This window comes from Nocardioides sp. NPDC006303 (assembly GCF_040613175.1).
Lineage (GTDB): Bacteria > Actinomycetota > Actinomycetes > Propionibacteriales > Nocardioidaceae > Nocardioides.
This window is the reverse complement of the sequence record NZ_JBEXRR010000001.1, coordinates 1-23804: the sequence shown is the minus strand read 5'-3', so window position 1 is coordinate 23804 and position 23804 is coordinate 1. Positions and strand designations below refer to the sequence as shown.

Genomic DNA, 23804 nt, shown 5'->3' with positions numbered 1-23804 from the left:
GGATACCCGGTTAACCGGTGAAACCTGCACTTCTCTGGCGTTGCATTGCCAGAGAAGTGCAGGAATACCCTGTTAACCGGGTATTCCTGGGGCTGGTGTGACTAAGCCCCGTACACCGCCTCCGGCACAGGCGCCTGCGCGAGGAGCTTGCGAAGGGCAGGACCGACGTCGGCGGCGTCCCAGCGGGCACCGGCGTCGGCGGAGGGACCGTGAGCCCAGCCGTTCTCGACGGTGATCGTGGGACCGTCGATCTCGATGACCCGGCCGGTGATGTCGCGGGCGTCCCCGGAGGCGAGCCAGGCGACGATGGGGCTGTTGTCCTCGGGCAGTGCCATGGCGGAGGTGTCGAAGGCGCCCTCGGTCATCCGGGTCTTGGCGACCGGCGCGATGGCGTTGACAGTGACGCCGTAGCGGGCCATCTCGGCTGCGGCGACCAGGGTGAGCCCGGCGATCCCGGCCTTGGCGGCCGAGTAGGTGCCCTGCCCGATCGAGCCCTGCAGGCCCGCGCCGGAGGAGGTGTTGATGACCCGCGCATCCCGCTGCCGGCCGGCCTTCGACTCGGCCCGCCAGTACGCGCCCGCGTGCCGCAGCGTCGCGAAGTGACCCTTCAGATGTACCCGGATGACCGCGTCCCACTCATCCTCGGAGGTGTTGACGAGCATCCGGTCGCGTACGAAACCGGCGTTGTTGACGAGGATGTCCAGCCCGCCGTACGTCTCGATGGCCTGTCGCACCATCGCCTCGGCCTCCGCGAAGTCCGCGACATCGGCGGCGTTGGCAACCGCCTCCCCACCGGCGGAGACGATCTCGTCAACGACCTGCGAAGCGGGCGACTCACCGGTGCCCTCGCCCGCCAGCGAGACGCCGAAGTCGTTGACGACCACCTTCGCCCCGTGACGGGCGAGCTCGAGCGCGTGCGCCCGGCCGATGCCTCGCCCCGCTCCGGTGACGATCGCGATCCGGCCTTCGAGCAGTCGAGCCATGGTGGCGTCCCTTTCAAGTCTTGCGTTCAGAAACCAAGCAAGTGCTAGGGTACCAAGCAATCGCTAGGTTAGGAACGGACCATGGGCATCTCCACCGAGATCACCGACGAGCAGATCGCCGTCGTGACGATGAACCACCCTCCGGTCAATGCGCTCCCGGTGAAGGGCTGGTTCGAGGTCGCCGAGGCGATCACGACCGCCGCCGCCGAGGGCGCACGCGTCGTGATCCTGCGCGCCGAGGGCAAGGGCTTCAACGCCGGCGTCGACATCAAGGAGATGCAGCAGATCGAGGGGTTCGAGGGCATCCTCGGCGCCAACCGCGGCTGCTATGCGGCGTTCAAGGCGATCTACGAGTGCCCGGTCCCGGTCATCGCCGCGGTCAACGGCTTCTGCCTCGGCGGAGGCGTCGGACTGGTCGGCAACGCCGACACGATCGTGGCCAGCGACGACGCCTTCTTCGGCGTACCCGAGGTCGACCGCGGAGCCCTCGGCGCCGCCACCCATCTGAGCCGGCTGGTGCCCCAGCACATGCTGCGTACGCTCTATTTCACCGCCCAGACCATCACCGCCCAGCGCCTCCATGAGCTCGGATCGGTCCACCAGGTCGTTGCCCGGGAGGACCTCGACGAGGCCGCCCTGGAGGTCGCGCGACAGATCGCCGCCAAGGACCCGCAGGTCATCCGCGCGGCCAAGGCCGCACTCAACGGCATCGACCCGGTCGACGTGAACGCCTCCTACCGCTTCGAGCAGGGCTTCACCTACGAGCTCAACCTCGCCGGCGTCGCCGACGAGCGCCGCGACGCCTTCGTGAAGGACGGACGATGAGCACCGCACAGACATTTCGTACGCCGCTGACCGAGCTGACCGGGGTCGACCACCCGATCGTCCAGACCGGCATGGGCTGGGTCGCCGGCCCACGCCTCGTCTCCGCCACCGCCAACGCGGGCGCGCTCGGCATCCTGGCCTCGGCCACGATGACCCTCGACGAGCTCGAGAAGGCGATCGTCGAGGTCAAGGGCCGCACCGACAAGCCGTTCGGCGTGAACCTGCGCGCCGACGCTTCGGACGCCCCCGACCGCTGCCGGCTCCTGATCGACCACGGCGTCAAGGTCGCGAGCTTCGCGCTGGCACCCAAACCCGAGCTCATCAGCAAGCTCAAGGAGCACGACATCGTCGTGATGCCCTCGATCGGCGCGGCCAAGCACGCCAAGAAGGTGGCGGGCTGGGGCGCCGACATGGTGATGATCCAAGGCGGTGAGGGCGGCGGCCACACCGGCGCTGTCCCGACCACCCTGCTCCTCCCCAGCGTCCTGGACGCCGTCGACATCCCCGTCGTCGCCGCGGGCGGCTTCTTCGACGGCCGGGGACTCGCCGCGGCTCTGGCCTACGGCGCCGCCGGCATCGGCATGGGCACCCGCTTCCTGCTCACCGCCGACTCGGCCGTCCCGGAGGACGTACGACGGCGCTACCTGTCCTTCGGCCTCGACGGCACCGTCGTGACCACCAAGGCCGACGGGATGCCGCATCGCCTGCTCCGCACCGAGTTCATCGACACGCTCGAGAAGGAGGGCCTCACCGCGAAGCTGCTGCGCACGCTCAAGCGCACCCGGCAGTTCAAGGAGATGTCCGGCCTCCCCTGGCGCACCCTGATCAAGGACGGCCGAAGCATGGTCCACGGCGGCGACCGCACCTGGGCCGAGGTCGTACTCGCCGCCAACACCCCCATGCTGCTCCGCGCCGGCCTCGTCGAGGGCGACACGAACGCCGGGATGCTCTCCAGCGGCCAGGTCGTCGGCCTCCTCGACGACCTCCCCACCTGCGAGGAGCTGGTCGACCGCATCGTCGCCCAGGCCACCGACCGTCTCAAACACCTGGACGCGACCCGCGCCTGAGCCTCAAGGTGGACCCATGGTCATCGAGGTTCGCCCGGCGACGGTGTTCGAGGACGTACGCACTCTCGTCGGACCCAAGCGTCCCGACGCCAGCGTGTGCTGGTGCCTGAGCTACCGGATCCCGTCGAAGCTCAACAACGAGCTGCACGGCCCGGAGCGCGGCGAATATGTCCGCACTCTGCTCGAGGACGGGCCGCTGGGCGTGCTCGCCTACGACGGCGACGAGCCCGTCGGGTGGGCAGCGATCGCACCCCGCGCCGACACGTCCTTCGCCCGCAACCGCAAGATCCCGCACGTCGACGACCTCCCGGTCTGGTCGCTGTGGTGCATCCGGGTCCGCCCCGGCCATCGCGGCAAGGGCATCTCGCACACGCTCATCGAGGGTGCCGTCGACTTCGCGCGCGACCACGGCGCCCCGGCCGTCGAGGCTTACCCCCTCGACAACCAGGGCGCCAAGGTCGACCTGACGATGGCGTACGCCGGGATCCGCAAGAACTTCGAGGCCGCGGGCTTCACCTGGGCCGCCGACACCACGTCGGTCCTCGCCGGCCACCCGCGCGTGCTGATGCGGCGCGACCTGAGATGAGGGCTTGGTTGACCTCGATCGGTAGAGTGTGAGTCGTGAAGAACGAGACGAGCCGCGTACGCATCGCGCTCGTCGCACTTTTCACGCTGATGCTCCCGGCGCTGATGAGCGTCGATCCCGAGCAGGCGCTGCTCACCATCGCCGTCTCGACCGCGCTCGCAGCCGTCGCGGTCGGAGCGCTCCACAACGTCAGCGCGTTCGCGCTGGTCAGGGCCCGTTCGACGGTCCCTCCGGACGTATCCGACGGACCTCACCATCTCGCTGCCCGGGTCACCGACCCGGTGTGCTCCCCGCGCCGCCCGCGCGCTCCTGAGCAGGCCTGACACTCGCCGAACCCGGCGAGCCCGTCAGCCCTACTCACCCATCCCAGGAGCACACCCATGTCCGTTCTCGCCCCGCTGTCGCATGCCCTCGCCGCCGTCCTCGCAGGTGCCCACCACGTCCTCTCGTTCGTCGGCCCCAACGTCAGCTGGCTCCTGGCCATAGCCGCCGTCGTGGTGCTGGTCAGGCTCGTCCTTCTGCCGCTCACGATCCGCGGCGTACGCCACTCCCACGCCGCCGCCAGGGCCCGCCCGCAACTGCAGGCGCTGACCAAGAAGTACGCCAAGAAGAACTCGTCCAAGAGCCCGAGCCAGGCCGATGTGATGGCGATGATGGAGGAGCGGCGCAAGATCAACGAGGAGCACGGCGTACCCCGCTTCGCCATGCTCGCCGCCTTCGCCCAGCTGCCGATCTTCCTGGCGCTCTACCACCTGCTCTCCGACGTCAGCCGGAACGACGCGGTCGGCGCGATGAACGACTCGCTGGTCACCTCCCTCGGAGCGGCAACCTTCCTCGGCACCCCGCTCACCGGCCACGGCTACCTCTCCGGAGACACGACCCACCTGGTCATCACCCTCGGCCTCGCCGCGACCGCCGCGGCGGTCAGCTACCTCAGCCAGCGACTGTGGGTCCTGCCCAACATGGTGCGCGCCGACCTGCCCGAGTCGATGGTGCGGATGCAGGAGCTCATGCCCGTCATCTCCGCCGCCGGCATGCTCCTCGCCGGCAGCAGCGTCCCCCTCGCCCTGCTGGTCTACTGGGTCATCAGCGGCCTGTGGACCGCCGGCCAGGCCGCGGTCATCCACCACTGGTTCCCCACCCCCGGCTCCCCCGCCGCCGCACGCGCCGAGAAACGACACGAGAAGCGAGCTGTGCTCACAGCCGCTCGATGATGGTGACGTTGGCCTGACCGCCGCCCTCGCACATGGTCTGCAGGCCGTAGCGCCCGCCGGTGCGCTCGAGCTCGTTGAGGAGTGTCGTCATCAGCCGGGTGCCGGTGGCGCCGATGGGATGGCCGAGGGCGATGCCGCCGCCGTTGACGTTCACCTTCTCGTGCGGGATGTCGAGCTCCTTCATCCACGCCAGGACGACGCTCGCGAAGGCCTCGTTGCACTCGAACAGGTCGATGTCGTCCACAGTCAGACCCGTCTTTGCCAGGGCGTGACGGGTGGCTTCGATCGGGCCGGTGAGCATCCAGACCGGGTCGTCACCGCGGACCGAGAGGTGATGGATCCGGGCGCGCGGGGTCAGTCCGAAGGTGCGTACGGCCGCCGCCGATGCCACCAACACCGCCGAGGACGCGTCGCAGATCTGCGACGCGACGGCCGCGGTGATCCGTCCTCCGGGAGCGAGCGGTTCCAGGGAGGCCATCTTCTCGAGTGAGGTCTCTCGCGGGCACTGGTCGACGGCGAAATCACCGACCGGCACGATCTCCCGGTCGAACCGCCCCTCGGCGATCGCGGTCTTCGCACGCTGGTGCGAGGCGAGCGCGTACGCCTCCATGTCCTCGCGCGAGATGTCCCACTTCTCCGCGATCATCTCGGCGGAGCGGAACTGGGAGACCTCCTGGTCGCCGTAGCGCTTCACCCAGCCCGGCGACTCGGCGAACGGGGTGGTGTAGCCATATTGCGCCCCCACCAGCATCGCCGCCGAGATCGGGATCGCGGACATGTTCTGCAGCCCACCAGCGACGACCAGATCCTGCGTACCCGACATCACGCCCTGAGCCGCGAAGTGCACCGCCTGCTGCGAGGAGCCGCACTGCCGGTCGATGGTCACGCCGGGTACGTGGTCGGGCAGCCCGGCCACCAGCCACGCGGTCCGTGCGACGTCGCCGGCCTGCCCGCCGATGGTGTCGCAGCAGCCCATGATCACGTCGTCGACGGCTCCCGGGTCGATCCCGGTGCGGTCCACGAGCGCGGCGAGCGAGTGGGCGCCGAGATCGGCCGGGTGGACCTCGGCCAGCGCGCCCCCTCGCTTGCCGACAGGCGTACGAACGGCGTCGACGATGAAAGCCTCAGGCATGTGTGATCCTCTCGATCAGGCGTGCTGGCTGGAGACGGAGACGACCTCGCCGGTCATGTAGGACGAGTAGTCGCTGGCCAGGAAGACCATGACGTTGGCGACCTCCCAGGGCTCGGCCGCGCGGCCGAACGCCTCGCGGCCCTTGAGCTCGACGAGCAGCTCGGGCGAGGTGACCTTCTCCAGGAACGGGTGCATCGCCAGGGACGGCGAGACCGCGTTGACCCGGATCCCGTGCGGCGCGAGGTCGGCGGCGGCCGATCGGGTCAGCGCCATCACCCCGGCCTTGGCGGCGGCGTAGTGCGCCTGCCCCTCCTGGGCCCGCCAGCCGATCACGGAGGCGTTGTTGACGATCACGCCGCGCTTCCCGGCGGCCACGAACCGCTGCCCGACCGCCCGGACGCACCGGAACGTCCCGGTCAGGGTGATGTCGAGAACGCGAGACCACTGCTCGTCGGTCATCTCCAGCACGGACGCGGTCCCGCCGAGGCCGGCGTTGTTGATCATCACGTCGACACCGCCGTACGGCTCCGCAGCGTCGAGCAGCGCCTGGACCTGGTCCTCCTGCGTGACATCGCAGGTCACGGCCGTGATCCGGTCGTCCCCGAACTCCTCGGCGAGAGCATCGCGCGACTCCTTGAGCCGGCGCTCGTGGGTGTCGGAGACGACGACCGCCTTCGCACCCTCCTCGAGCACCTTCCGCACCACCGCCGCCCCGATCCCCGCACCGGCGGCAGCCGTAACGACGACGACCCGTCCGTCCAGGAGCGAGTGGCCGGGGACGTACGCGGGGGCTGGCTGTTCCGGCTTCATGCGCGGGCCTCTCGTGGCAGGCCGAGCACGCGCTCGGCGATGATGTTCCGTTGGATCTCGTCCGAACCGCCGTAGATCGTGTCGGCGCGGGAGAAGAGGTAGAGCGACTGCAGCCGGTCGAGCGCGTAGCCCTCCCCGGTGGTCAGCCCGGCGAGCCCGACGACGTCCATCGCCAGCTCGCCGAGCTCGCGGTGCCACCGCGCCCAGAGCAGCTTGGAGACGCTCGCCTCGGGACCCGAGGAGCCGGAGTCGTACGCAGAGAGGGTCCGCAGCGCGTGCAGCCGGAGCACCTCCAGCCCGACGTGGGCCTGGCTGAGTCGGGCGGCGATGCCGGGGTCATCGATGGTGCCGTTGGCCCGGGCTGCTTCCTCGACCGTCTCGAGCTCGCGCGCGAAGCCGACCTGCTGGCCGATCGTGGAGACCCCGCGCTCGAACCCGAGGGTCGCCATGGCGACCTTCCAGCCGTCGCCGGGCTCACCCACGACCATGTCGGCCGAGGTGACGGCTCCGTCGAAGAAGACCTCGTTGAACTCGGAGGTGCCGGTGAGCTGCTCGATCGGGCGTACGTCGACACCGGGCTGCGCCATCGGGACCAGCAGATAGGACAGCCCGTGATGGCGCGACGACCCGGGTTCGGTCCGGCACACCACGAAGCACCAGTCGGACAGGTGGGCGTTGGAGGTCCAGACCTTCTGCCCGTCCACCACCCACTGGGATCCGTCCAGCCGCGCGCGGGTCCGCACCCCGGCCAGGTCGGACCCGGCGCCGGGCTCGGAGTAGCCCTGGCACCACAGCTCCTCCACGGCCACGATCTTCGGCAGGAACCGCTCCTTCTGAGCGGACGTTCCGTGGGCGATCAAGGTGGGGCCGAGCAGCTCCTCGCCGAGGTGGTTGATCCGGACCGGGGCGTCGGCCCGGGCGTACTCCTCGTGGAAGATCACCTGCTGGAACAGCGGCAGTCCGCGCCCGCCGTGCTCCTCGGGCCAGCCCAGACACGTCCACCCGTGTGACGCCAGGTAGCGGTTCCACGCCAGCCGCCCGTCGTACGACTCGTGGTCGCGGCCGTTCCCGCCGGTGCCGCGCAGCGCGGCCCACTCGCCGACCAGATTGTCGGCCAGCCACTCGCGCACCTCGGCACGGAACACCTCGTCCTCGGCGGAGTAGGTCAGGTCCATGCCGGACAACCTACCAAACCAAGCACTTGTTTGGTAGCGTCTGCGACATGAGCGCCACTCCAACCGAGACCAGTGTCGTGACGTACGAGACCCACGGACCCGTCGCGGTGGTGCGGCTGAACCGCCCCGAATACCGCAACGCCCAGAACTCGAAGGTGACCTACGCGCTCGACGAGGCGTTCACCCGAGCGACCAACGATGACGAGATCAAGGTCATCGTCCTCGGCGGCAACGGCAAGCACTTCTGCGCCGGCCACGACATCGGCACCCCGGGCCGCGACATCGACGAGAGCTTCGAGCGCAAGGCCGTGATGTGGTGGGACCACGTCGGCAAGGAGGGCGTCGACTCCCGCTTCGCGCGCGAGTCCGAGGTCTACCTCGGCATGTGCCGCCGCTGGCGCGAGCTGCCGAAGCCGACGATCGCGATGGTGCAGGGCGCCTGCATCGCCGGCGGCCTGATGCTCGCCTGGTCCTGCGACTTCATCGTCGCCTCCGACGACGCCTTCTTCTCCGACCCGGTGGTCAAGATGGGCATCCCGGGGGTCGAGTACTTCGCCCACCCGTGGGTCACCAACCCCCGCGCCGCCAAGGAGATGCTCTTCACCGGCGACCGCTTCTCCGCCGAGCAGGCCGAGCGCTGGGGCATGGTCAACCATGTCGTACGCCGCGACGACCTCGAGACCGAGACGCTCGCCCTCGCCGGGCGGATCGCCGAGATGCCGCGCCTGGGGCTGGCGCTGGCGAAGAAGGCGGTCAACCAGGCCGAGGACCTGATGGGGATGCGCGCCGGGATGGACTCGGTCTTCGGCCTCCACCACGCCGCCCACGCCCACAACGCCGAGGTCGGCAAGGACTCGCTCGCGGGGATGAACGCGAGGTCGATGAAGTCGTGAACCTCGAAAACAGCGTGCTGCGACCGGCGAGCACCGCTGTAACACGTCGTTCGTGGGACTACTCGCCCTATCAGAACGACCGGATAGACCTACGAACAACGTGTTACAGCGACCGAGGAGCCCGATGAGCACGCTCGAGTTCACCGAAGCCGAGGAAACGTTCCGCCTTGAGGCGCGCGAGTGGCTCGCCGCCAACAACCCCGGCCGGCTGCCATCGATGGACACCGCCGAGGGCGCCGCGGCCCACCGGGAGTGGGAGCGCACCCTGGCCTCCGGTCGGTGGTCGGTGGTCGCCTGGCCGGAGGCGTACGGCGGTCGCGACGCGTCGCTGCCCGAGTGGGTCATCTTCGAGGAGGAGTACTACCTCGCCGGCGCCCCGACGAGGATCAGCCAGAACGGCATCTCGCTGCTCGCACCGATCATCTTCGGCCACGGGACCGACGCCCAGAAGGAGCGCTACCTGCGCGACATGACCGACGGCACGCTCGTCTGGGCGCAGGCATGGTCAGAGCCGGAGGCGGGGTCCGACCTGGCTTCGCTCCGTGCGTCCGCGACGCAGGTCGAGGGCGGTTGGAGGCTCAACGGCCAGAAGACCTGGAGCAGCCGCGCGCCCTTCGCTGACCGCGGCTTCGGCCTCTTCCGCTCGGATCCTTCCGCCGAGCGGCACCGGGGCCTGACGTACTTCCTCTTTCCGCTCGACGCCGACGGCGTCACGGTCCGTCCGATCGACCAGCTCGACGGCACTCCCGGGTTCGCGGAGATCTTCTTCGACGACGTCTTCGTGCCAGACGATGACGTGCTCGGCGGGGTCGGCGACGGCTGGAAGGTCGCGATGTCGACCGCGGGCAACGAGCGTGGCCTCTCCCTGCGGTCGCCCGGGCGGTTCATGGCGGCGGCGGAGCGGTTGATCTCGTTGTACGCCGACGCCCCGCAGCCCCATGCCAACGACCGGGTAGTCGACGCCTGGATCCGTGCCGAGGCCTACCGCCTCTACACCTGGGACACCGTGACGCGGGTCGAGGCCGGCGGCTCGGTCGGCGCGGAAGGTTCGGTCAACAAGCTCTTTTGGTCCGAGCTCGACGTGGACCTTCACGAGACCGCGCTTGACCTTCTCGGCCCGGATGCGGAACTACCTTCGCCCTGGTCGGACGGCTATCTGTTCTCACTCGGTGGTCCGATCTACGCCGGCACCAACCAGATTCAGCGCAACATCGTCGCCGAGCGGCTCTTGGGCCTCCCCCGGCTCGGCTAGCGAACTGTTGCTCAGACGAGTGGCGTACGTGAAGGAATCACCCCTGCACACCGGGCGGGGTATGGCACCATCCGTGCTGCACCCGGACCTACCGGGCTCGGGCACACACTCGGAGCAACGCCTTCATGAGAGTCACCCCCACGCGCCTTCTCGGCGTGCTTGCGGGCTTGGTACTGGTGGCCGGCACAGCCGGTTCCACGCCGGCGGCGACCTGGCAGATAGGCACCAACCAGCAAACCGCGAAGTCGCTGGACACGACAGTCACTGTGTCGGCCAGGGTTCCGTCGACAGTCACGCTCAGCAATGCGACATGGACCACCGTCCCGGTCGACCTGACGTGGTCGACGACGGCTGATCGGCTCGAGTTCACCCACAGCCTGGTGGAACTGCGGGTTGAACAGACCCGAGGCAGCGGACCGACGGTCACATCCGCCCAGGTCTCCGCACCGGCTGGAGCCGGTACGACGCGGATCAACGTGGACATGATGTCCAACCGTGGCCCGGCGCCGACGCTCAGTGGGAAGTACGAGGTCTTTCTGGAGGTCGCCCGTGTGAGGGCGCACTTCGACGAGGGCGCGGCGGCGTACGACGACTTCACCTTCGGCAACGTCAAGCTCGGATCCTTCAGCGTGAAGACCAAGACCCAGGTCGCGCTCGAGAGTGCCGCCACGACCAGGACCACCATCCGGTTCTCCGGGTCTCTCCGGGCGCCCGGAGAGAACGGCAATACCCAGGCCGTCCCTGGAGAGGTCCTTCGGATCTACTTCGACCCCGCCGGCACCAGGTCCAAGGCGTTGCAGCGCAGCATCTACGTGTCGGCAGGCGGAACCTTCGATCTCATCGTTCCCCGGAAGGGCAAGGGGACCTGGTCGTTTGCCTTCGCCGGATCCACGAACTGGGCGGCGTCGTCCGCGAGCAAGGCGGTGGCAAGTTGAGAACCCCCCGCATCCTCAGTGCTCTCGTCGTACTCGCCCTCGCCGCGGGCGTTGGCCTCGTCTCGATATCCCAGGACCGCGCCAAGGCAACCCCTGTCATCAACGAGGTCACCCGGGAGTTCACGGACGGCGACGCCGTCGTGACGGCGAGGATCCGCGTCCAGGACGCGACCGCCAACGCTCGCGACTGGTGGAACGCGACGGAGGAGAGCGTCGTCGTCGACGTGCACTACGAGCACAACGGCACTGCCATCCGGTTCGTGGATGAGACAGGCAAGCGGCCGATGATCTCGATCGCCCGAGTGGGCGAGTCGTCGACTCTCTCGGACTGGACACTGGCCTCCGTCAACAGCAGCCGTACACGCGCCCGTGGCGCGCTCTTCAACACCGACGGCCGATTTTCCCTCACCTTGGACCAGCACGTCGTCATCACCAAGGACGGGCAGGAGCACGAGATCCGTCTCGACGCACCTCAGGCGATCGAGTTCGGGCTCAAGCGTGACGTACGTATGGAGATGAACGTCGCTCCGAGAATCGCTCCGTCAGGAAAGACCGTGAAGGTCTCCGGCTCGATCACGGCTACCGATGACGGATCCGGCTACGCGCCAGCGGCCGACCGCGCTGTTGACATCTACCTCGACCCCACCGGCTCCGAGGCGAAGCGCAAGATCGCGACAGTGACCTCCTCGTCCACAGGCGCCTTCTCCACGAGCTTCACGGCGACGTCGAGCGGCGTCGTCAGCGCGGAGTACGCCGGTTCGGCGGCCGAGATCGCGGCCACCTTGGCCGAGGACATCCGCGTGCACACGGGCACGGGCTATCGGGAGAAGACCGTCGCGATCAAGGTCGGAGAGGGCAGTGTCAGAGCCCGTGTGTTCACGCCGAGCAGCGTCACCGTAGGCACCAAGCCGGTAGCCCTGCCCATCGATGTCGAGTACATCGGCGGCTGGAACTGGGAGCAGCTGTCCGGCACTGTCGGGATGTCCTTCTCACCGGCCAAGGTGGGCTTCGGTGACACCTTCGGCCCGAGCCTCATCCACACCATCGACAAGTACACCGCCCGGGGAACGATCTGGATCGACGGCATGGCTCCGCCGGGGACCTATGCGATCAGCCTCAACGGCACTGCAGTCGGCTCCATCACCGTGAAGAAGGTGACGGCGACCAGCGTTCGGGCGACTCCCCCGGCTTCGACCACGAGCGTCCGGCACCAGATCGGCGGCACGGTCAAAGCGGTCAACCTCGCCTCAGCCACCTGGGCTCCCGCCTGGCGGCCGGTCGCCGGCCTGGGCGTGAAGCTCTACTTCGATCCGGCCGGAACGACAGGGCCGCAATACCGAGCGACCGTGAAGACAAACACGTCGGGGGCCTATTCCTACTCTGCCGCCGTCACCGCGCCTGGCCGTTGGGTCGCCCGCTATCCCGGGTCGGCCTCATACGCCCCGTCCGAGGCGCTGACGACCACGAGGCAGGCGACCTTGGCGAGGATCAACGCGTCCGCCAAGACGCCCGTACGCGGCACACGGGTCACCTTCACCGGCGACCTGAAGGCCGTCAAAAAGACCTCGTTAGGCCCGCGCTGGCGGCCTCTCGCACGGGCAACGGTGAAGATCTACTTCGACCCGGCGGGCGCAGCCGGTCCCGTGCTGAAGCGCACGCTCACCACCACCTCGACCGGGACGTACCGCACGTCGATCCAGGTGAAGGCCAAGGGGTACTGGATCGTCAAGTACGCCGGAACGACGAGATACGCACCAGCTTCACACCGCGTTCTCGTCGATCCTCGCTGACAACGCCGTTGGAGCGCCGCCTGCAATCGCAGGCGGCGCTCCGTCCTTTTCGGACACCTCCTCGACGACCAAGCATTTGCTTGGTAGCCTCGCAATGCAGCGATCACACAAGGAGGGGCACATGCGTTTCGGACGTACGCCGGAACAGACGGCGTTCGCGGACGCCCTCGACGATCTGCTGGGGGCCGCCGACACTCCGGGGGCAGCACGTTCGTGGGCTGATGGCGACCCTGCACTCGGGCTGTCGTTGTGGCAGCGCCTTGCGGAACTGGGGGTCGCGGGATTGCTCGTGCCCGAGGAGTATGACGGGTCAGGTGCGTCCCCCGTCGACCTCACTGTCGCCTTCGAGCGGCTTGGCTATCACGGGGCTCCTGGCCCCTGGGTCGAGTCCGTCGCCGTCCTTCCGGGGCTGCTGACACAGGCCGACGAGGCCAAGGTGCTCGCTGGGATCGCCTCGGGCGAGAACGTCGCCACGCTCGCGGTCCAGCCGATGACGCCCAGGGCGCTCGATGCGGACGTCGCCGACCACGCTTTCACGCTCACGACTACCTCCGCGCTGTACCGCGCTGAGCCTGGTGACCGATATGAATCCGTCGACTCGACACGACACGTCTTCGACCTCACTCCAACCGAGCAGATCGCTACCGTCGACGCAGGTCAGTCCCTGGATCTCGGAACGCTGGCCTGCAGCGCCCAGCTCCTCGGAGCCGGCAGAAGGATGCTCCAGGACACCGTCGCGTACGCCCAACAACGCCACCAGTTCGGCAAGCCGATCGGCGGCCAGCAGGCGGTCAAGCACCTGCTCGCCGATGTCCGCGTCGCCCTGGACTTCGCCGCCCCGCTGGTGCACAACGCGAGCCTGACCCTCGCCCCGCGAGACGTCTCTGCGGCCAAGGTCGCAGCCGGTGACGCTGCCTACTTGGCCTCGCGCACCGCGCTTCAGGTCCATGGCGCGATCGGCTATACCCGCGAGTTCGACCTGAGCCTGTGGATCCTGAAGGTGCGCGCGCTGGTCGGTGCCTGGGGCACCCCGGCCGAGCATCGTGCGCGGATCCTCGAGTCGCTGGTGGAGGACCGATGAGGTTCGCGCTCACCGAGGAGCAGACCGACCTGGTCGCGACCGTGCACACGCTGATCGCCAAGCGGGCCGCGTCGATGGATCTGCGGGCGGCGATCAGCACGCCCGAGGGCTACGACACCACCCTGTGGCAGACACTGAGCGAGCAGATCGGGGTGACCGCGCTGGCGGTGCCCGAGGCGTACGGCGGTGTCGGCTGCTCCTACATCGAGGCGCATCTCGTCCTCGAGGAGCTCGGCGCCACGCTCACGCCCTCGCCGTTCGTCGGCGCTCTGCTGGCGACCCAGGTCCTGACCGCCGCCGACACCACGCGGGCCGGTGAGCTGCTGGATCGGATCGCGGGCGGAGCCACGGCCGCGGTCGCCGCTCCTGGGTCCGATCTCGTCATCGACGCGACCGGCGCTGAGATCCTGCTCGTGCTGCGCGGCGACCGGGTCCACGCGGTGGAACCTTCGGCGGCCACCGTCACCCCGACCCCGGCTCTGGACCCGACCTGGAGGTTCGCGACGGTCACGATCGACGACCTCCCGGATGAATCCGTGGGCACGGTCGACCCGGCGTACGTCACCACCGTCGGCGCCACCATGATGACCGCCCTCCAGGCGGGGGCGGCGCGCGAGGCGCTGGAGCGTACGGTCGCCTATCTCAAGGAGCGCCACCAGTTCGGCCGTCCGCTCGGCTCCTTCCAGGCGCTCAAGCACCGCTGCGCCGACCTGCTGGTCCAGGTCGAGACCGCGCGGACGATGAGCTGGGCAGCGGCCTGGGAACTGACTCAGGCAACACCTGACGAACGCCTCATCCGCGCCGCCAAGACCTGGTGCTCCGATGCGTTCTCGCAGGTCGCGGCCGAGATGATCCAGCTCCACGGCGGGGTCGCGATCACCTGGGAGCACGACGCCCACCTCTACTTCAAGCGCGCCCACGCCACCGCCCAGCTCTTCCGAGGAGACACGTGAACAAGACCCTCCCCCTCACCGAGGTCGCCAGCAAGCTCGAGTCCGGGATGACCATCGGAATCGGCGGCTGGGGCTCGCGGCGCAAGCCGATGGCGCTGGTCAAGGAGATCCTCCGCAGCGACATCACCGACCTGACCGTGGTCGCGTTCGGAGGCCCCGACGTGGGCCTGCTCGCACGTGCCGGGAGGATCCGCAAGCTGGTCTACGGCTTCGTCAGCCTCGACTCGATCCCGCTCGACCCGAACTTCACCCGCGCCCGCGAGCGAGGCGAGATCCCTGAGACGAGCGAGTACGACGAGGGGATGTTCGTCGCCGGCCTTCGCGCCGGGGCGAACCGGCTCTCGTTCCAGCCCATCCGGGCAGGCCTCGGCAGCGACGTGATGGCGATGAACCCCGACCTCAAGACGGTGAAGTCGCCCTACGACGACGAGGAGTACGTCGCCGTCCCCGGCCTCCGCCTCGACGTCTCGCTCATCCATCTCAACCGCGCCGACGCGGCCGGCAACGGGCAGTACCTCGGGCCCGACCCCTACTTCGACGACCTCTTCGCGATGGCGGCCGACACCACGATCATGTCGGTCGAGCAGATCGTCTCCACCGACGACCTGACCGCCAAGGCCCCGCCGCAGACGCTCCTGGTCCCGCGGATCTTCGTCAACCACGTCGTCGAGGCCCCCGGCGGCGCCCACTTCACCACCTGCGAGCCCGACTACGGCCGCGACGAAGAGTTCCAGAAGACGTACGTCGCCGCAGCCAAGTCGGATTCCGACAGTGACTGGACCGAGTTCGAGGAGCGTTACCTGTGACCCTGCAGACGATCAGCCGAGCAGACATCTGCGTAGCCGCCGTCTCGGACGCCTTCAAGGGCTCCGGCGAGGTGCTCGCCCACGCCGTCGGGATCGTCCCGGCCATCGGCGTACGCCTGGCCAAGGCCACCCACACCCCCGAGCTCGCGCTCAGCGACGGTGAGGCGTTCATGATGGCCGAGGCTCCGCCCCTGCTGAAGACCGCGGCGGCCGGCGGCACCCCGGAGGCCTGGGTCCCGTTCCGCAGCATCTTCGACATCGTCGCGAGCGGCCGCCGGCACTCGATGATGGGCGCCAGCCAGATCGACCGCCACGGCAACCAGAACATCTCCTCGATCGGCGACTGGCGGCAGCCGAAACGCCAGCTGATCGGCGTACGCGGCGCTCCCGGCAACACCGTCAACCACCGTGTCGACTACTGGGTCGCCAAGCACTCCGCCCGGATCTTCGTCGACCGCGTCGACGTCGCCAGCGGCGTCGGCAACGACCGCGCCACCGGCACCGCCGGGCGCTTCCACGATCTCGGCGTCATCGTCACCAACCTCGCCGTCTTCGGCTACGACGAGCAGGGCCTGATCAAGGTCGCCTCGATCCACCCCGGCGTCACCCCCGAGGAGCTTCAGGAGGCCACCGGCTTCCCGATCGACGCCACCGACGCGCCCCTCACCCGCGAGCCCACCCCGGACGAGCTGAAGATCATCGAGGCAGAAGACCCCAAGGGCCTCCGCTTCAAAGAGGTCCCGTAGTCCGTTGGTCGAGCCGGGTTCGTGAGGAACTAACGAACCCGTGTCGAGACCAACACGGTCCCCTCAGCGCTCGATGGGACCGTGTTGGTCTCGACACGCCTCCGCCTAGCGGCCCCGGCGGCTCGACCAGCGGAGTTCAGGCGAGGATGCCGGCGTGGAGCAGCTTCAGATACTGCTCCGCGAGGGTCTCGGGAGTGTGGCGGCCGCCGGGGCGATACCAGGAGACGGTGGACCAGACGCCGTCACGGATGAACCGGTAGGTCAGCGCAGGGTCGAGGGAGGCGTGGAAGGCGCCCGAGGCCTGGCCGGCCTCGATGACCCGGATCCACAGCGCCTCGTTGTCGCGCGAGCGCTCGGCGACGAACTCGAAGCCCTCGACGGTCGCCAGGAAGGACGCCTCGTTCTGGTAGAGCGCGACGGCGAGCCGCTCGTTGTGGATCGTCCGGAACGACTCGGCGATCAGTCCGTCCAGGTCGGCCTGCGGGTCGACCCCGCTCTCGACGATCTCGGTGAACCGCGCGTTGAGCCCGTCGAGGAACCCCGAGAGCAGCTCTGTCAGCATCGCTTCCTTGGACCGGAAGTGGTGGTAGAGCGAGCCGGACAGGATCCCGGCGGCGTCTGCGATGTCGCGTACGGTCGTCTGGGCGAAGCCCTTGGTCGCGAACATCTCGGCAGCCAGCGTGAGCAGCTCGGCTCGCCGCGACGACCCCGACGCCGTCCCCCGCCTTCTCGGCGCAACCCCCGTGTCAGTCATGGACGAAGCCTACCAAACAAGCAGTTGCTCAACTACGCTAGCGAGGGTGACCCCGCGCACGATCCCCGCCCTGATCGAGAAGGCCAAGCAGACCTACGCCGACCACCCGGCGATCGTCGACGGCCCCACGACGCTCACCTACGCCGAGCTCGCCGAGGCAGCGGACAGAGCCGCGCGCGCCTTCCTGGCCAGCGGCGTACGCAGCGGCGACCGCGTCGCCATCTGGGCGCCCAACCGCTGGGAGTTCCCGGTCGCGGTTCTCGGCGCGCAGACGATCGGGGCGGCCGTGGTGCCGCTCAACACCCGCTACCGGGGCCATGAGGCGCGCGAGATCCTGGAGCGCTCCCGCGCCACGGCGCTGATCACCGTCAACGGCTTCCTCGGCACCGACTACGTCCAGATGCTCCACGACGCCGGCCCGCTCCCGGAGCACCTGCTCACCATCGTCGACCTCGCCAACGGCTGGGAGGACTTCCTCGCCAAGGGCGCGGAGATCCCCGACCAGCGGCTCGAGGGCGCCAAGGCGTCGGTCACCCCCGACACCCTCGCCGACCTGCTGTTCACCTCCGGCACCACCGGGAAGCCGAAGGGCGTGATGAGCGCCCAGCGGCAGACGATCGGCGTCGCCGACGTCTGGGCGCGCGGCGCCGAGCTCACCACGCGCGACCGCTACGCCATCGTCAACCCGTTCTTCCACGGGTTCGGCTACAAGGCGGGGTTCATCGCGGCATTCACCTCGGGCGCGACGGTCTACCCGATCGCGACCTACGACCCGAGCCAGGCGCTGAAGCTGATCCAGGACGAGCGGATCACGGTCCTCCCCGGCGCCCCCACGATCTTCACCACGCTCATCAACCACCCCGACCTGAAGGCGTACGACCTCTCCTCACTGCGCTTCGCGATCGCCGGCGCCGCGAGCGTCCCGGAGAGCCTCTTCGCCGACATGCGCGACCTCCTCGGGATCGACGAGGTCAAGGGCGCGTACGGCCTCACCGAGTGCTTGGTCGCCACCACCACCCGTCCCGGCGAAGATCCCGCGCACGTGGCCAAGGTGGTCGGGCCTGCGGTCGAGGGTCTGGAGATCCGCACCGTCACCGCGGCCGGCGACGACGCGGAGCCGGGTGAGGACGGCGAGGTCTGGATCCGCGGCGACAACGTCATGCTCGGCTATTTCGAGAACCCCGAGGCGACCGCCGAGGCGATCGACGAGGACGGCTGGCTCCACACCGGCGACGTCGGCTTCCTCGACGAGCACGGCTGCCTGAAGATCACCGACCGGATCAAGGACATGTTCACCGTCGGTGGCTTCAACGTCTATCCAGCCGAGGTAGAGAACACCCTCGCCGGCCACCCCGGCATCGTCGAGGCCGCGGTCATCGGCGTCCCCGACGCCCGTCTCGGTCAGGTGGGCAAGGCCTTCGTCGTCGTACGCGACGACCTGAGCGCCGATTCGATCGCGACCTGGCTCAAGGACCGCCTCGCCAACTACAAGCAGCCGAGGGCGTACGTCCTGGTCGACAGCCTTCCGCGCAACGCGAGCGGCAAGGTCCTGAAGACGGACCTGCGCGACACCTCGATATAGGTGAGACACCCCACCCCGCGGGGGTATAGGTTTCCTCAGCCCGTTCTTTACTTCCCCCACGGAGGCTTTCGATGCCCCGACGCGCCAAGATCGCGTCCATCTCCGGCACCACCCTCATTCTCGGCGCGGCCGCAGTGGCGATCCCCCTGACGCTGAACTCCGCCACCGCCGAACCGACCACGTCCGGCCCGCTGGCCGCGTTCGAGGCCGCGAACAGGGAGCCGTCCACCCTCCCCGCCGGTTCGGTGAAGTCTCACGTCGAGGAGATCGCACTGACCACCTCGACCGGCAAGGCGACCGAGCACGCGACGAAGGTCGACAAGCCCCGCACCAACGTCATTAAGAGCGAACCACAGGACCTCACCGGCTTCGGTGTCGTCGGCGTGACCTGGTCCGGCGCCATCGCCGACGACGTACGCCCCGAGATCCGCACCCTGAAGGACGACGTGTGGTCGTCGTGGAGCCCGATGGTGGTCGACACCGAGGACCACGGTCCGGACGCCGGCACGGCGGAGGCGAAGGGTGTCCGCCCGGGCACCGACGAGTTCTTGGCCGGGCACGTCGACCAGGTGCAGACCCGGATCATCGTCCCTGACGCTGCCGAGATCCCCGGCGACCTCGAGCTCGCGGTGATCGAGCCGGCCAAGCCCGAGGACACGGTCTCCGAGCTTCCCGAGATCGAGACCGACAAGGACAAGCCCCGGGCGACCAACGTCCACAAGGGCAGCAAGGACTCCGACCTCAACCTGGTCGCGTCCACCTACACCTCGAGCCCGACGATCTACAGCCGTGCGCAGTGGGGCGCCGACGAGACGCTCCGCGAGCAGACGGCCCCGAGCTACCGCACGATCCACGGCGGTTTCGTCCACCACACCGCGGGCACCAACGCCTACACCGAGACCGATGTGCCCAGCATCATCCAGGGCATCTACGAGTTCCACGTGACCACCCGCGGCTACCGCGACGTCGGCTACAACTTCTTCGTCGACAAGTTCGGCCGCATCTGGGAGGGCCGCCACGGCGGCGTCGCGCTGCCGGTCGAGGGCGCCCACACCAGCGGCTACAACTACGACAGCTTCGGTGCTTCGGCGCTCGGCTGCTTCGACACGGTCGCGGCCGGCTGTCCTGACGACGCCGGCTCGACGCAGAACCAGCCCACGGACGCGATGATCCAGGCGTACGGCTCTCTCTACGCCTGGAAGCTCTCGCTCCACGGCGTCACCGCGAACGCCACCAACGTGTCGCTGACCAAGACCGACGGCACCAAGACGGTCTTCCCGCACGCGATCAACGGCCACCGCGACGCGGGCACCACCGTCTGCCCGGGCGCGAACCTCCAAGCCAAGCTCCCCGCCATCCGTACGCTCGCCGCGAGCCTCCAGAAGAGCTGGAGCGGCCGCGACCTGGAGTCCCACATCGCCGGCACGAGCCACTCCGACTTCGTGGCGCGACGGGCGTCCGACGGCCGGATCTTCACGCTGCGTACGGGCGGGTTCGCCGGGTTCAACTCGACCAAGACGTCCACGACGGTCGGCAGCACCGTGCGCGAGGCCGTCGTCACCCCGGACATCACCGGCGACGGCAAGGCCGACCTGATCCAGGTCCGCACCGACGGCTCGGCCGGCATCCGCAAGGGCCGCGGCGACGGCACCTTCGCGGCGGTCTTCAAGAACCTCGGCAAGAGCACGTTCTACGGGGTCTCCAAGATCACCGCGACCGGCAACATCGGCGGCACCTCGGCCAACGACCTGGTCGGCAAGAACGCGAAGGGCTACCTGGTCCGCTACACCGGCAACGGCGCCGGCGGGTTCACCCGGGCCGGCACGACGCGCTCGCTGAGCGGCTTCGACAAGCTCGCCGCGACCGGCGACGTCAACAAGGACCGCAAGCGCGACCTGATCGGCCGCAAGTCCGGGGCACTCTACTACTTCAAGGGATCCGGCAGCGGTACGTTCGGCTCGCCGATCAAGCTCGCGACCCAGAGCCCGTCCTGGTCCTCGCTGGCCCAGATCAGCGGCTACGGCGACTTCACCGGCGACGGCCGCGGCGACCTGATCGGCCGCGACTCGTCCAACCGCGGCTGGATCTACCCGGCCTCGGGCTCGGGCTTCGGCAAGCCGTTGGGGCCGTACGCGGACATCAACCGCACCGTCGTCGGAGCGGTCAACCTCGTCGGCAACAGCCTCCCGGACCTGGTGATGAAGTCCGGCTCGACGCTCTACGTCAAGCCGAACAGCGGTCGGGTCAGCCTGGCCGCGCCGGTCGACAGCGGCATCACCCTGACGAGCGCCACCGCACTGATGAACGCCGGTGACTGGAACCGCGACGGCAAGGGCGACTTCCTGGCGAAGATGTCCGACGGCTCCGTCCGCCTCTACCGGGGCTACGGCACCGGCAAGTTCACCAGCCCCGTCACGATCGCGACCGGCCTCGGCACGGTCAGCGTCATCGACGCGGTCGGCGACGTCACCGGCGACGGCTACCCGGACCTGATGGGCCGCACCTCTGGCGGCACGATCAAGCTGTGGCCGGGCAAGGGCTCGACCAAGGTCGGCGCCTCGATCACCATGAAGTCCTCGGCCTCGGGCACCCGCCTGATCGGCGTCGGGCGCTGGAACAGCAGCAACACCCCCGACGTGCTCTTCGTCAACGGCACCAGCACCGTCGTCCACGAGAGCAACGGTCCCGGCGGCCTGGTCTCCACGCAGACCCTGTCGATCAACCTGTCCGACTATGACGCGGTGCTCGGCGTACGCGATCTGCGGGCCGGCTCGGGCGGCGACCTGATCGTGCGGTCGGGCAGCTACATCTACGCGCTGGAGCGCAACAGCACCGGCACCGGCGTGACCCGCACGTATCTGGGTGCACTGTCGGGCTACAACCTGCTGGGCTGACTCACGCCGAGAGTCGGCGCTCCTGGTTGACCCGGAGCGCCTTCTCGGCGAGGTCGGAGCCGGCGGAGGCGTACAGGTTCAGGACGGCGTGGGCGCCGCGCTTCTTGAGCTCGTCGCGCTCCTCGGGGCGCAGGGCGATGGCGGCCACGGTGCCGCTGAAGCCGAGCTTCTGGAGCAGATCCATGGCGAGCAGGTTGTCGCCGTGGAAGGGCATGGTGAGGACAACCAGCTCCATGCCGGTGCCCTTCTTGACCCGCTCCCAGAAGTCCTGGTCGGTGGCGTCGGCCTCGACCACGTCGAAGCCCTCCTCCTTGAGCGAGTCGGCCCGCAGCGAGTCGTGCTCGACCGCCAGGACGCGGTAGCCCTGGGTGTCACGCAGCTCCTCGTAGGTCGTACGCCCCACCCGGCCCATCCCGACCACCAGTGCCTTGGCGTCACCGAGGTTGATCGGCCTGTCCGCCTCCTGGAGCCGGTCGGGCCTCCGCTCCGGCAGCATCCGGTTGAGCATGTTGATGAGCTTCGCGGCGTACGCGTTGAAGACGGCGGCCACCAGGAACGAGAGTGCCGTCGCGACCGCGAGCACGGTCTGCCACTGGGCCGACGCCAGTCCACTTGCGGAGGCGATGACGATCACGATCAGCCCGAACTCGGAGTAGTTGGTAAGCGTGAACGAGGCCAGCGTCGCGGTGCGGTAGCGCAGCCCCATGATCGCGAAGATCACGACGTACGCAGCGGCCTGGAGCGGCAGCAGGATCTGCAGCGCAGTGGCCAGCGCCAGGTCCTCGAGCGAGGGCACCCCGGTCAGCCCGATGCTCAGGAAGAACGCGATGAGCAGGAGCTCCTTGGTGCTGAACAGCAGCTTGGCCAGCGCCGGCGCCTTGGCATGCGACCCGAGGAGTACGCCGACCACCAGCGCCCCGAGGTCGCCCTTGAGCCCCACCGCCTCGAAGAGCCAGTAGCCCGGCACGAGCGCGATCGCCAGGCCGAAGAGGGCGGTCAGCTCGGCGGAGGTGATCCGGTCCCAGATCCGGTGGGCGAGCCAGGCACCCGGGAGGAGCAGCACCAGCGCGAACACCCACGGGGAGGGCCAGTGGCCCTTGGAGATGGTCAGGAACGCCACCGCGACGATGTCCTGCATGATCAGCACACCGATCGCGATCCGGCCGTAGAGGGTGTTGTTGTCGTGGCGCTCCTCGAGCACCTTGATCGCGAAGACGGTCGAAGAGAAGGAGAGGACGAAGGCGATCAGCGCCATCTCGCCCAGGTCGGCGTCGGCGAGGAGCGCGAACCCGAGCGGCGCGATGCCGGCCAGCAGCCCGACCCCGATGATGACGCTGAAACCCAGGTGGGCGAAGGTGCTCAGCCACACGTCGGGCCGGAGCAGCGATCTCACGTCGAGCTTGAGGCCGATGCCGAACAGGAGCAGCGTGACGCCGAGATCGGCCAGCGTGTGCAGCCCCGCCATCTCACCGACGCCGGCGGCGTGCAGCCCGAACCCGGCGGCCAGGAAGCCGACCAGGGGCGGGAGTTTCAGGAACATCGCGACCAGCCCCGCTCCGAGTGCGACGAGCAGATAGAGCGCGGTCAGCGTCATATTGGACTTCCCCCAGGTTGAAACTCGACGTTCCGACACGCGTACGATACCGCGTGATACCACTTCGGGTTACAGTGGGTCCATGGCTATGACTCTGCGACTCAGCGAGGCCGACGACCGGCTGCTGACCGACCGTGCCAGGACGGAGAACCGGTCGAAGCAGGAGATCGCCCGCGAGGCCATCCGCGCCTACCTCAACGATCACGAGCGGCGCATCGAGGATCTCGAGGACGATCTCGCCCTCGCGCGCTACTCCCTGCGCCGCGAGCTCGGCGAGGTCAGCTACACCCCGCATGCCGAGGCCCGCCGCGCCCTCGGTCTCGACCGCCCGCTCAGCGAGTGACCTATCAGGTCGTCTGGGCCGACGAGGCGTTGCAGTCGGCCGAGGCGTACGTCGACGACGACCCCATCGGCCTGATCCAGGTCTTCGACACCGTCGACACCCTGACCGAGACCCCGCGCGACGTCGGCGCCTACGCCTGGGGCAAGGACCGCTACCGCCTCCGCGTCGGCCGCTACCGCATCGTCTACGTGGTCGAGGAGCGCCGCATCACCGTCGCCGTCATCCACCTGGGTCGCCGCAGCGTCTGATCCCCCGCTGGTCGACGGCCAAGCGGCTGTGTAACACGTCGTTCGTAGGACTACTCGCCCTATCTGGTAGGCTCGGTCACGAGGGTTCGGGCATCGTCGAGGCCGTGGGTGACGGCGTCAGCACGGTGAAGGTGGGAGACC

General features: G+C 68.8%; 23 protein-coding genes. 17 read left to right on the top strand and 6 right to left on the bottom strand.

From position 1 onward, the window contains the following. Nucleotides 1-101: 101 nt before the first annotated feature. Nucleotides 102-983 (bottom strand): SDR family oxidoreductase, encoded by an 882-nt coding sequence (locus ABZY89_RS00115; protein ID WP_355223646.1) that lies wholly within the window; start codon nucleotides 981-983, stop codon nucleotides 102-104. Nucleotides 984-1064: 81 nt separating this feature from the next. Here ABZY89_RS00115 and ABZY89_RS00110 point away from each other — a divergent pair, with 81 nt between their 5' ends. The 5 genes from ABZY89_RS00110 to yidC are packed head-to-tail and all read left to right on the top strand — an operon-like array spanning nucleotide 1065 to nucleotide 4675. Beyond that, nucleotides 1065-1808: an enoyl-CoA hydratase family protein gene (locus tag ABZY89_RS00110; protein WP_355223644.1), complete on the top strand. Its 744-nt coding sequence runs from the start codon at nucleotides 1065-1067 to the stop codon at nucleotides 1806-1808. Further along, nucleotides 1805-2875 (top strand): nitronate monooxygenase, encoded by a 1071-nt coding sequence (locus ABZY89_RS00105; protein WP_355223642.1) that lies wholly within the window; start codon nucleotides 1805-1807, stop codon nucleotides 2873-2875. The genes ABZY89_RS00110 and ABZY89_RS00105 overlap by 4 nt, the downstream gene beginning before the upstream one ends. A gap of 16 nt (nucleotides 2876-2891) precedes the next feature. Further along, on the top strand, nucleotides 2892-3461 hold the full coding sequence (locus ABZY89_RS00100) for a GNAT family N-acetyltransferase (protein ID WP_355223640.1): 570 nt from the start codon (nucleotides 2892-2894) through the stop codon (nucleotides 3459-3461). Between the two features lie 35 nt (nucleotides 3462-3496). Beyond that, nucleotides 3497-3784, top strand: coding sequence for a hypothetical protein (locus ABZY89_RS00095; RefSeq protein WP_355017352.1), 288 nt, complete (start codon nucleotides 3497-3499; stop codon nucleotides 3782-3784). 57 nt (nucleotides 3785-3841) lie between these two features. Beyond that, nucleotides 3842-4675, top strand: a complete 834-nt coding sequence (gene yidC / locus ABZY89_RS00090; RefSeq protein WP_355223638.1) for a membrane protein insertase YidC — start codon at nucleotides 3842-3844, stop codon at nucleotides 4673-4675. On the opposite strand, the gene ABZY89_RS00085 is transcribed toward yidC, so the two are convergent. The 3 genes from ABZY89_RS00085 to ABZY89_RS00075 are packed head-to-tail and all read right to left on the bottom strand — an operon-like array spanning nucleotide 4659 to nucleotide 7792. Continuing rightward, nucleotides 4659-5807, bottom strand: a complete 1149-nt coding sequence (locus ABZY89_RS00085) for an acetyl-CoA C-acetyltransferase (protein ID WP_355223636.1) — start codon at nucleotides 5805-5807, stop codon at nucleotides 4659-4661. The two genes, yidC and ABZY89_RS00085, sit on opposite strands and share 17 nt — an antisense overlap. A gap of 15 nt (nucleotides 5808-5822) precedes the next feature. Continuing rightward, nucleotides 5823-6617, bottom strand: coding sequence for an SDR family oxidoreductase (locus ABZY89_RS00080; protein ID WP_355223634.1), 795 nt, complete (start codon nucleotides 6615-6617; stop codon nucleotides 5823-5825). Beyond that, nucleotides 6614-7792 (bottom strand): acyl-CoA dehydrogenase family protein, encoded by a 1179-nt coding sequence (locus tag ABZY89_RS00075; RefSeq protein WP_355223632.1) that lies wholly within the window; start codon nucleotides 7790-7792, stop codon nucleotides 6614-6616. The genes ABZY89_RS00080 and ABZY89_RS00075 overlap by 4 nt, the downstream gene beginning before the upstream one ends. 47 nt (nucleotides 7793-7839) lie before the next feature. Between ABZY89_RS00075 and ABZY89_RS00070 the strand changes: the two genes are divergently transcribed. The 8 genes from ABZY89_RS00070 to ABZY89_RS00035 all read left to right on the top strand — a co-directional run bounded on the left by ABZY89_RS00070 (nucleotide 7840) and on the right by ABZY89_RS00035 (nucleotide 16248). After that, entirely contained in the window at nucleotides 7840-8685 is an 846-nt protein-coding gene (locus ABZY89_RS00070; RefSeq protein WP_350660349.1) for an enoyl-CoA hydratase, read from the top strand. Between the two features lie 124 nt (nucleotides 8686-8809). Then, a complete protein-coding gene (locus tag ABZY89_RS00065) occupies nucleotides 8810-9937 on the top strand; it encodes an acyl-CoA dehydrogenase family protein (protein ID WP_355223630.1) in 1128 nt (375 codons plus the stop codon). Nucleotides 9938-10062: 125 nt separating this feature from the next. Continuing rightward, on the top strand, nucleotides 10063-10872 hold the full coding sequence (locus ABZY89_RS00060) for a hypothetical protein (protein WP_355223628.1): 810 nt from the start codon (nucleotides 10063-10065) through the stop codon (nucleotides 10870-10872). Then, a complete protein-coding gene (locus ABZY89_RS00055) occupies nucleotides 10869-12662 on the top strand; it encodes a hypothetical protein (protein WP_355223626.1) in 1794 nt (597 codons plus the stop codon). The genes ABZY89_RS00060 and ABZY89_RS00055 overlap by 4 nt, the downstream gene beginning before the upstream one ends. A 121-nt stretch (nucleotides 12663-12783) precedes the next feature. Beyond that, the gene (locus ABZY89_RS00050; protein WP_355223624.1) at nucleotides 12784-13743 is read left to right on the top strand and encodes an acyl-CoA dehydrogenase family protein; all 960 of its coding nucleotides are present in this window, start codon (nucleotides 12784-12786) and stop codon (nucleotides 13741-13743) included. Then, the gene (locus ABZY89_RS00045) at nucleotides 13740-14696 is read left to right on the top strand and encodes an acyl-CoA dehydrogenase family protein (RefSeq protein WP_355223622.1); all 957 of its coding nucleotides are present in this window, start codon (nucleotides 13740-13742) and stop codon (nucleotides 14694-14696) included. Before ABZY89_RS00050 ends, ABZY89_RS00045 begins: the two co-directional genes overlap by 4 nt. Continuing rightward, nucleotides 14693-15502, top strand: a complete 810-nt coding sequence (locus ABZY89_RS00040) for a CoA-transferase (protein WP_355223620.1) — start codon at nucleotides 14693-14695, stop codon at nucleotides 15500-15502. The genes ABZY89_RS00045 and ABZY89_RS00040 overlap by 4 nt, the downstream gene beginning before the upstream one ends. After that, complete coding sequence (locus tag ABZY89_RS00035) at nucleotides 15499-16248, top strand: CoA-transferase (protein WP_355223618.1); 750 nt, start codon at nucleotides 15499-15501, stop codon at nucleotides 16246-16248. Before ABZY89_RS00040 ends, ABZY89_RS00035 begins: the two co-directional genes overlap by 4 nt. A gap of 136 nt (nucleotides 16249-16384) precedes the next feature. Here ABZY89_RS00035 and ABZY89_RS00030 read toward each other — a convergent pair whose 3' ends face one another. Further along, entirely contained in the window at nucleotides 16385-17002 is a 618-nt protein-coding gene (locus tag ABZY89_RS00030; protein ID WP_355223616.1) for a TetR/AcrR family transcriptional regulator, read from the bottom strand. Between the two features lie 46 nt (nucleotides 17003-17048). Between ABZY89_RS00030 and ABZY89_RS00025 the strand changes: the two genes are divergently transcribed. Together ABZY89_RS00025 and ABZY89_RS00020 are read left to right on the top strand one after the other, a co-directional pair. Next, the gene (locus ABZY89_RS00025) at nucleotides 17049-18584 is read left to right on the top strand and encodes an AMP-binding protein (RefSeq protein ID WP_355223614.1); all 1536 of its coding nucleotides are present in this window, start codon (nucleotides 17049-17051) and stop codon (nucleotides 18582-18584) included. Nucleotides 18585-18655: 71 nt separating this feature from the next. After that, entirely contained in the window at nucleotides 18656-21478 is a 2823-nt protein-coding gene (locus tag ABZY89_RS00020) for an FG-GAP-like repeat-containing protein (protein ID WP_355223612.1), read from the top strand. Nucleotide 21479: 1 nt separating this feature from the next. Here ABZY89_RS00020 and ABZY89_RS00015 read toward each other — a convergent pair whose 3' ends face one another. Further along, entirely contained in the window at nucleotides 21480-23072 is a 1593-nt protein-coding gene (locus ABZY89_RS00015) for a cation:proton antiporter family protein (protein WP_355223610.1), read from the bottom strand. A gap of 82 nt (nucleotides 23073-23154) precedes the next feature. Between ABZY89_RS00015 and ABZY89_RS00010 the strand changes: the two genes are divergently transcribed. Both ABZY89_RS00010 and ABZY89_RS00005 read left to right on the top strand, forming a co-directional pair. Next, nucleotides 23155-23415, top strand: coding sequence for a ribbon-helix-helix protein, CopG family (locus ABZY89_RS00010; protein ID WP_355223608.1), 261 nt, complete (start codon nucleotides 23155-23157; stop codon nucleotides 23413-23415). Further along, complete coding sequence (locus ABZY89_RS00005) at nucleotides 23412-23663, top strand: type II toxin-antitoxin system RelE/ParE family toxin (protein WP_160026251.1); 252 nt, start codon at nucleotides 23412-23414, stop codon at nucleotides 23661-23663. Before ABZY89_RS00010 ends, ABZY89_RS00005 begins: the two co-directional genes overlap by 4 nt. Nucleotides 23664-23804 lie beyond the last annotated feature (141 nt).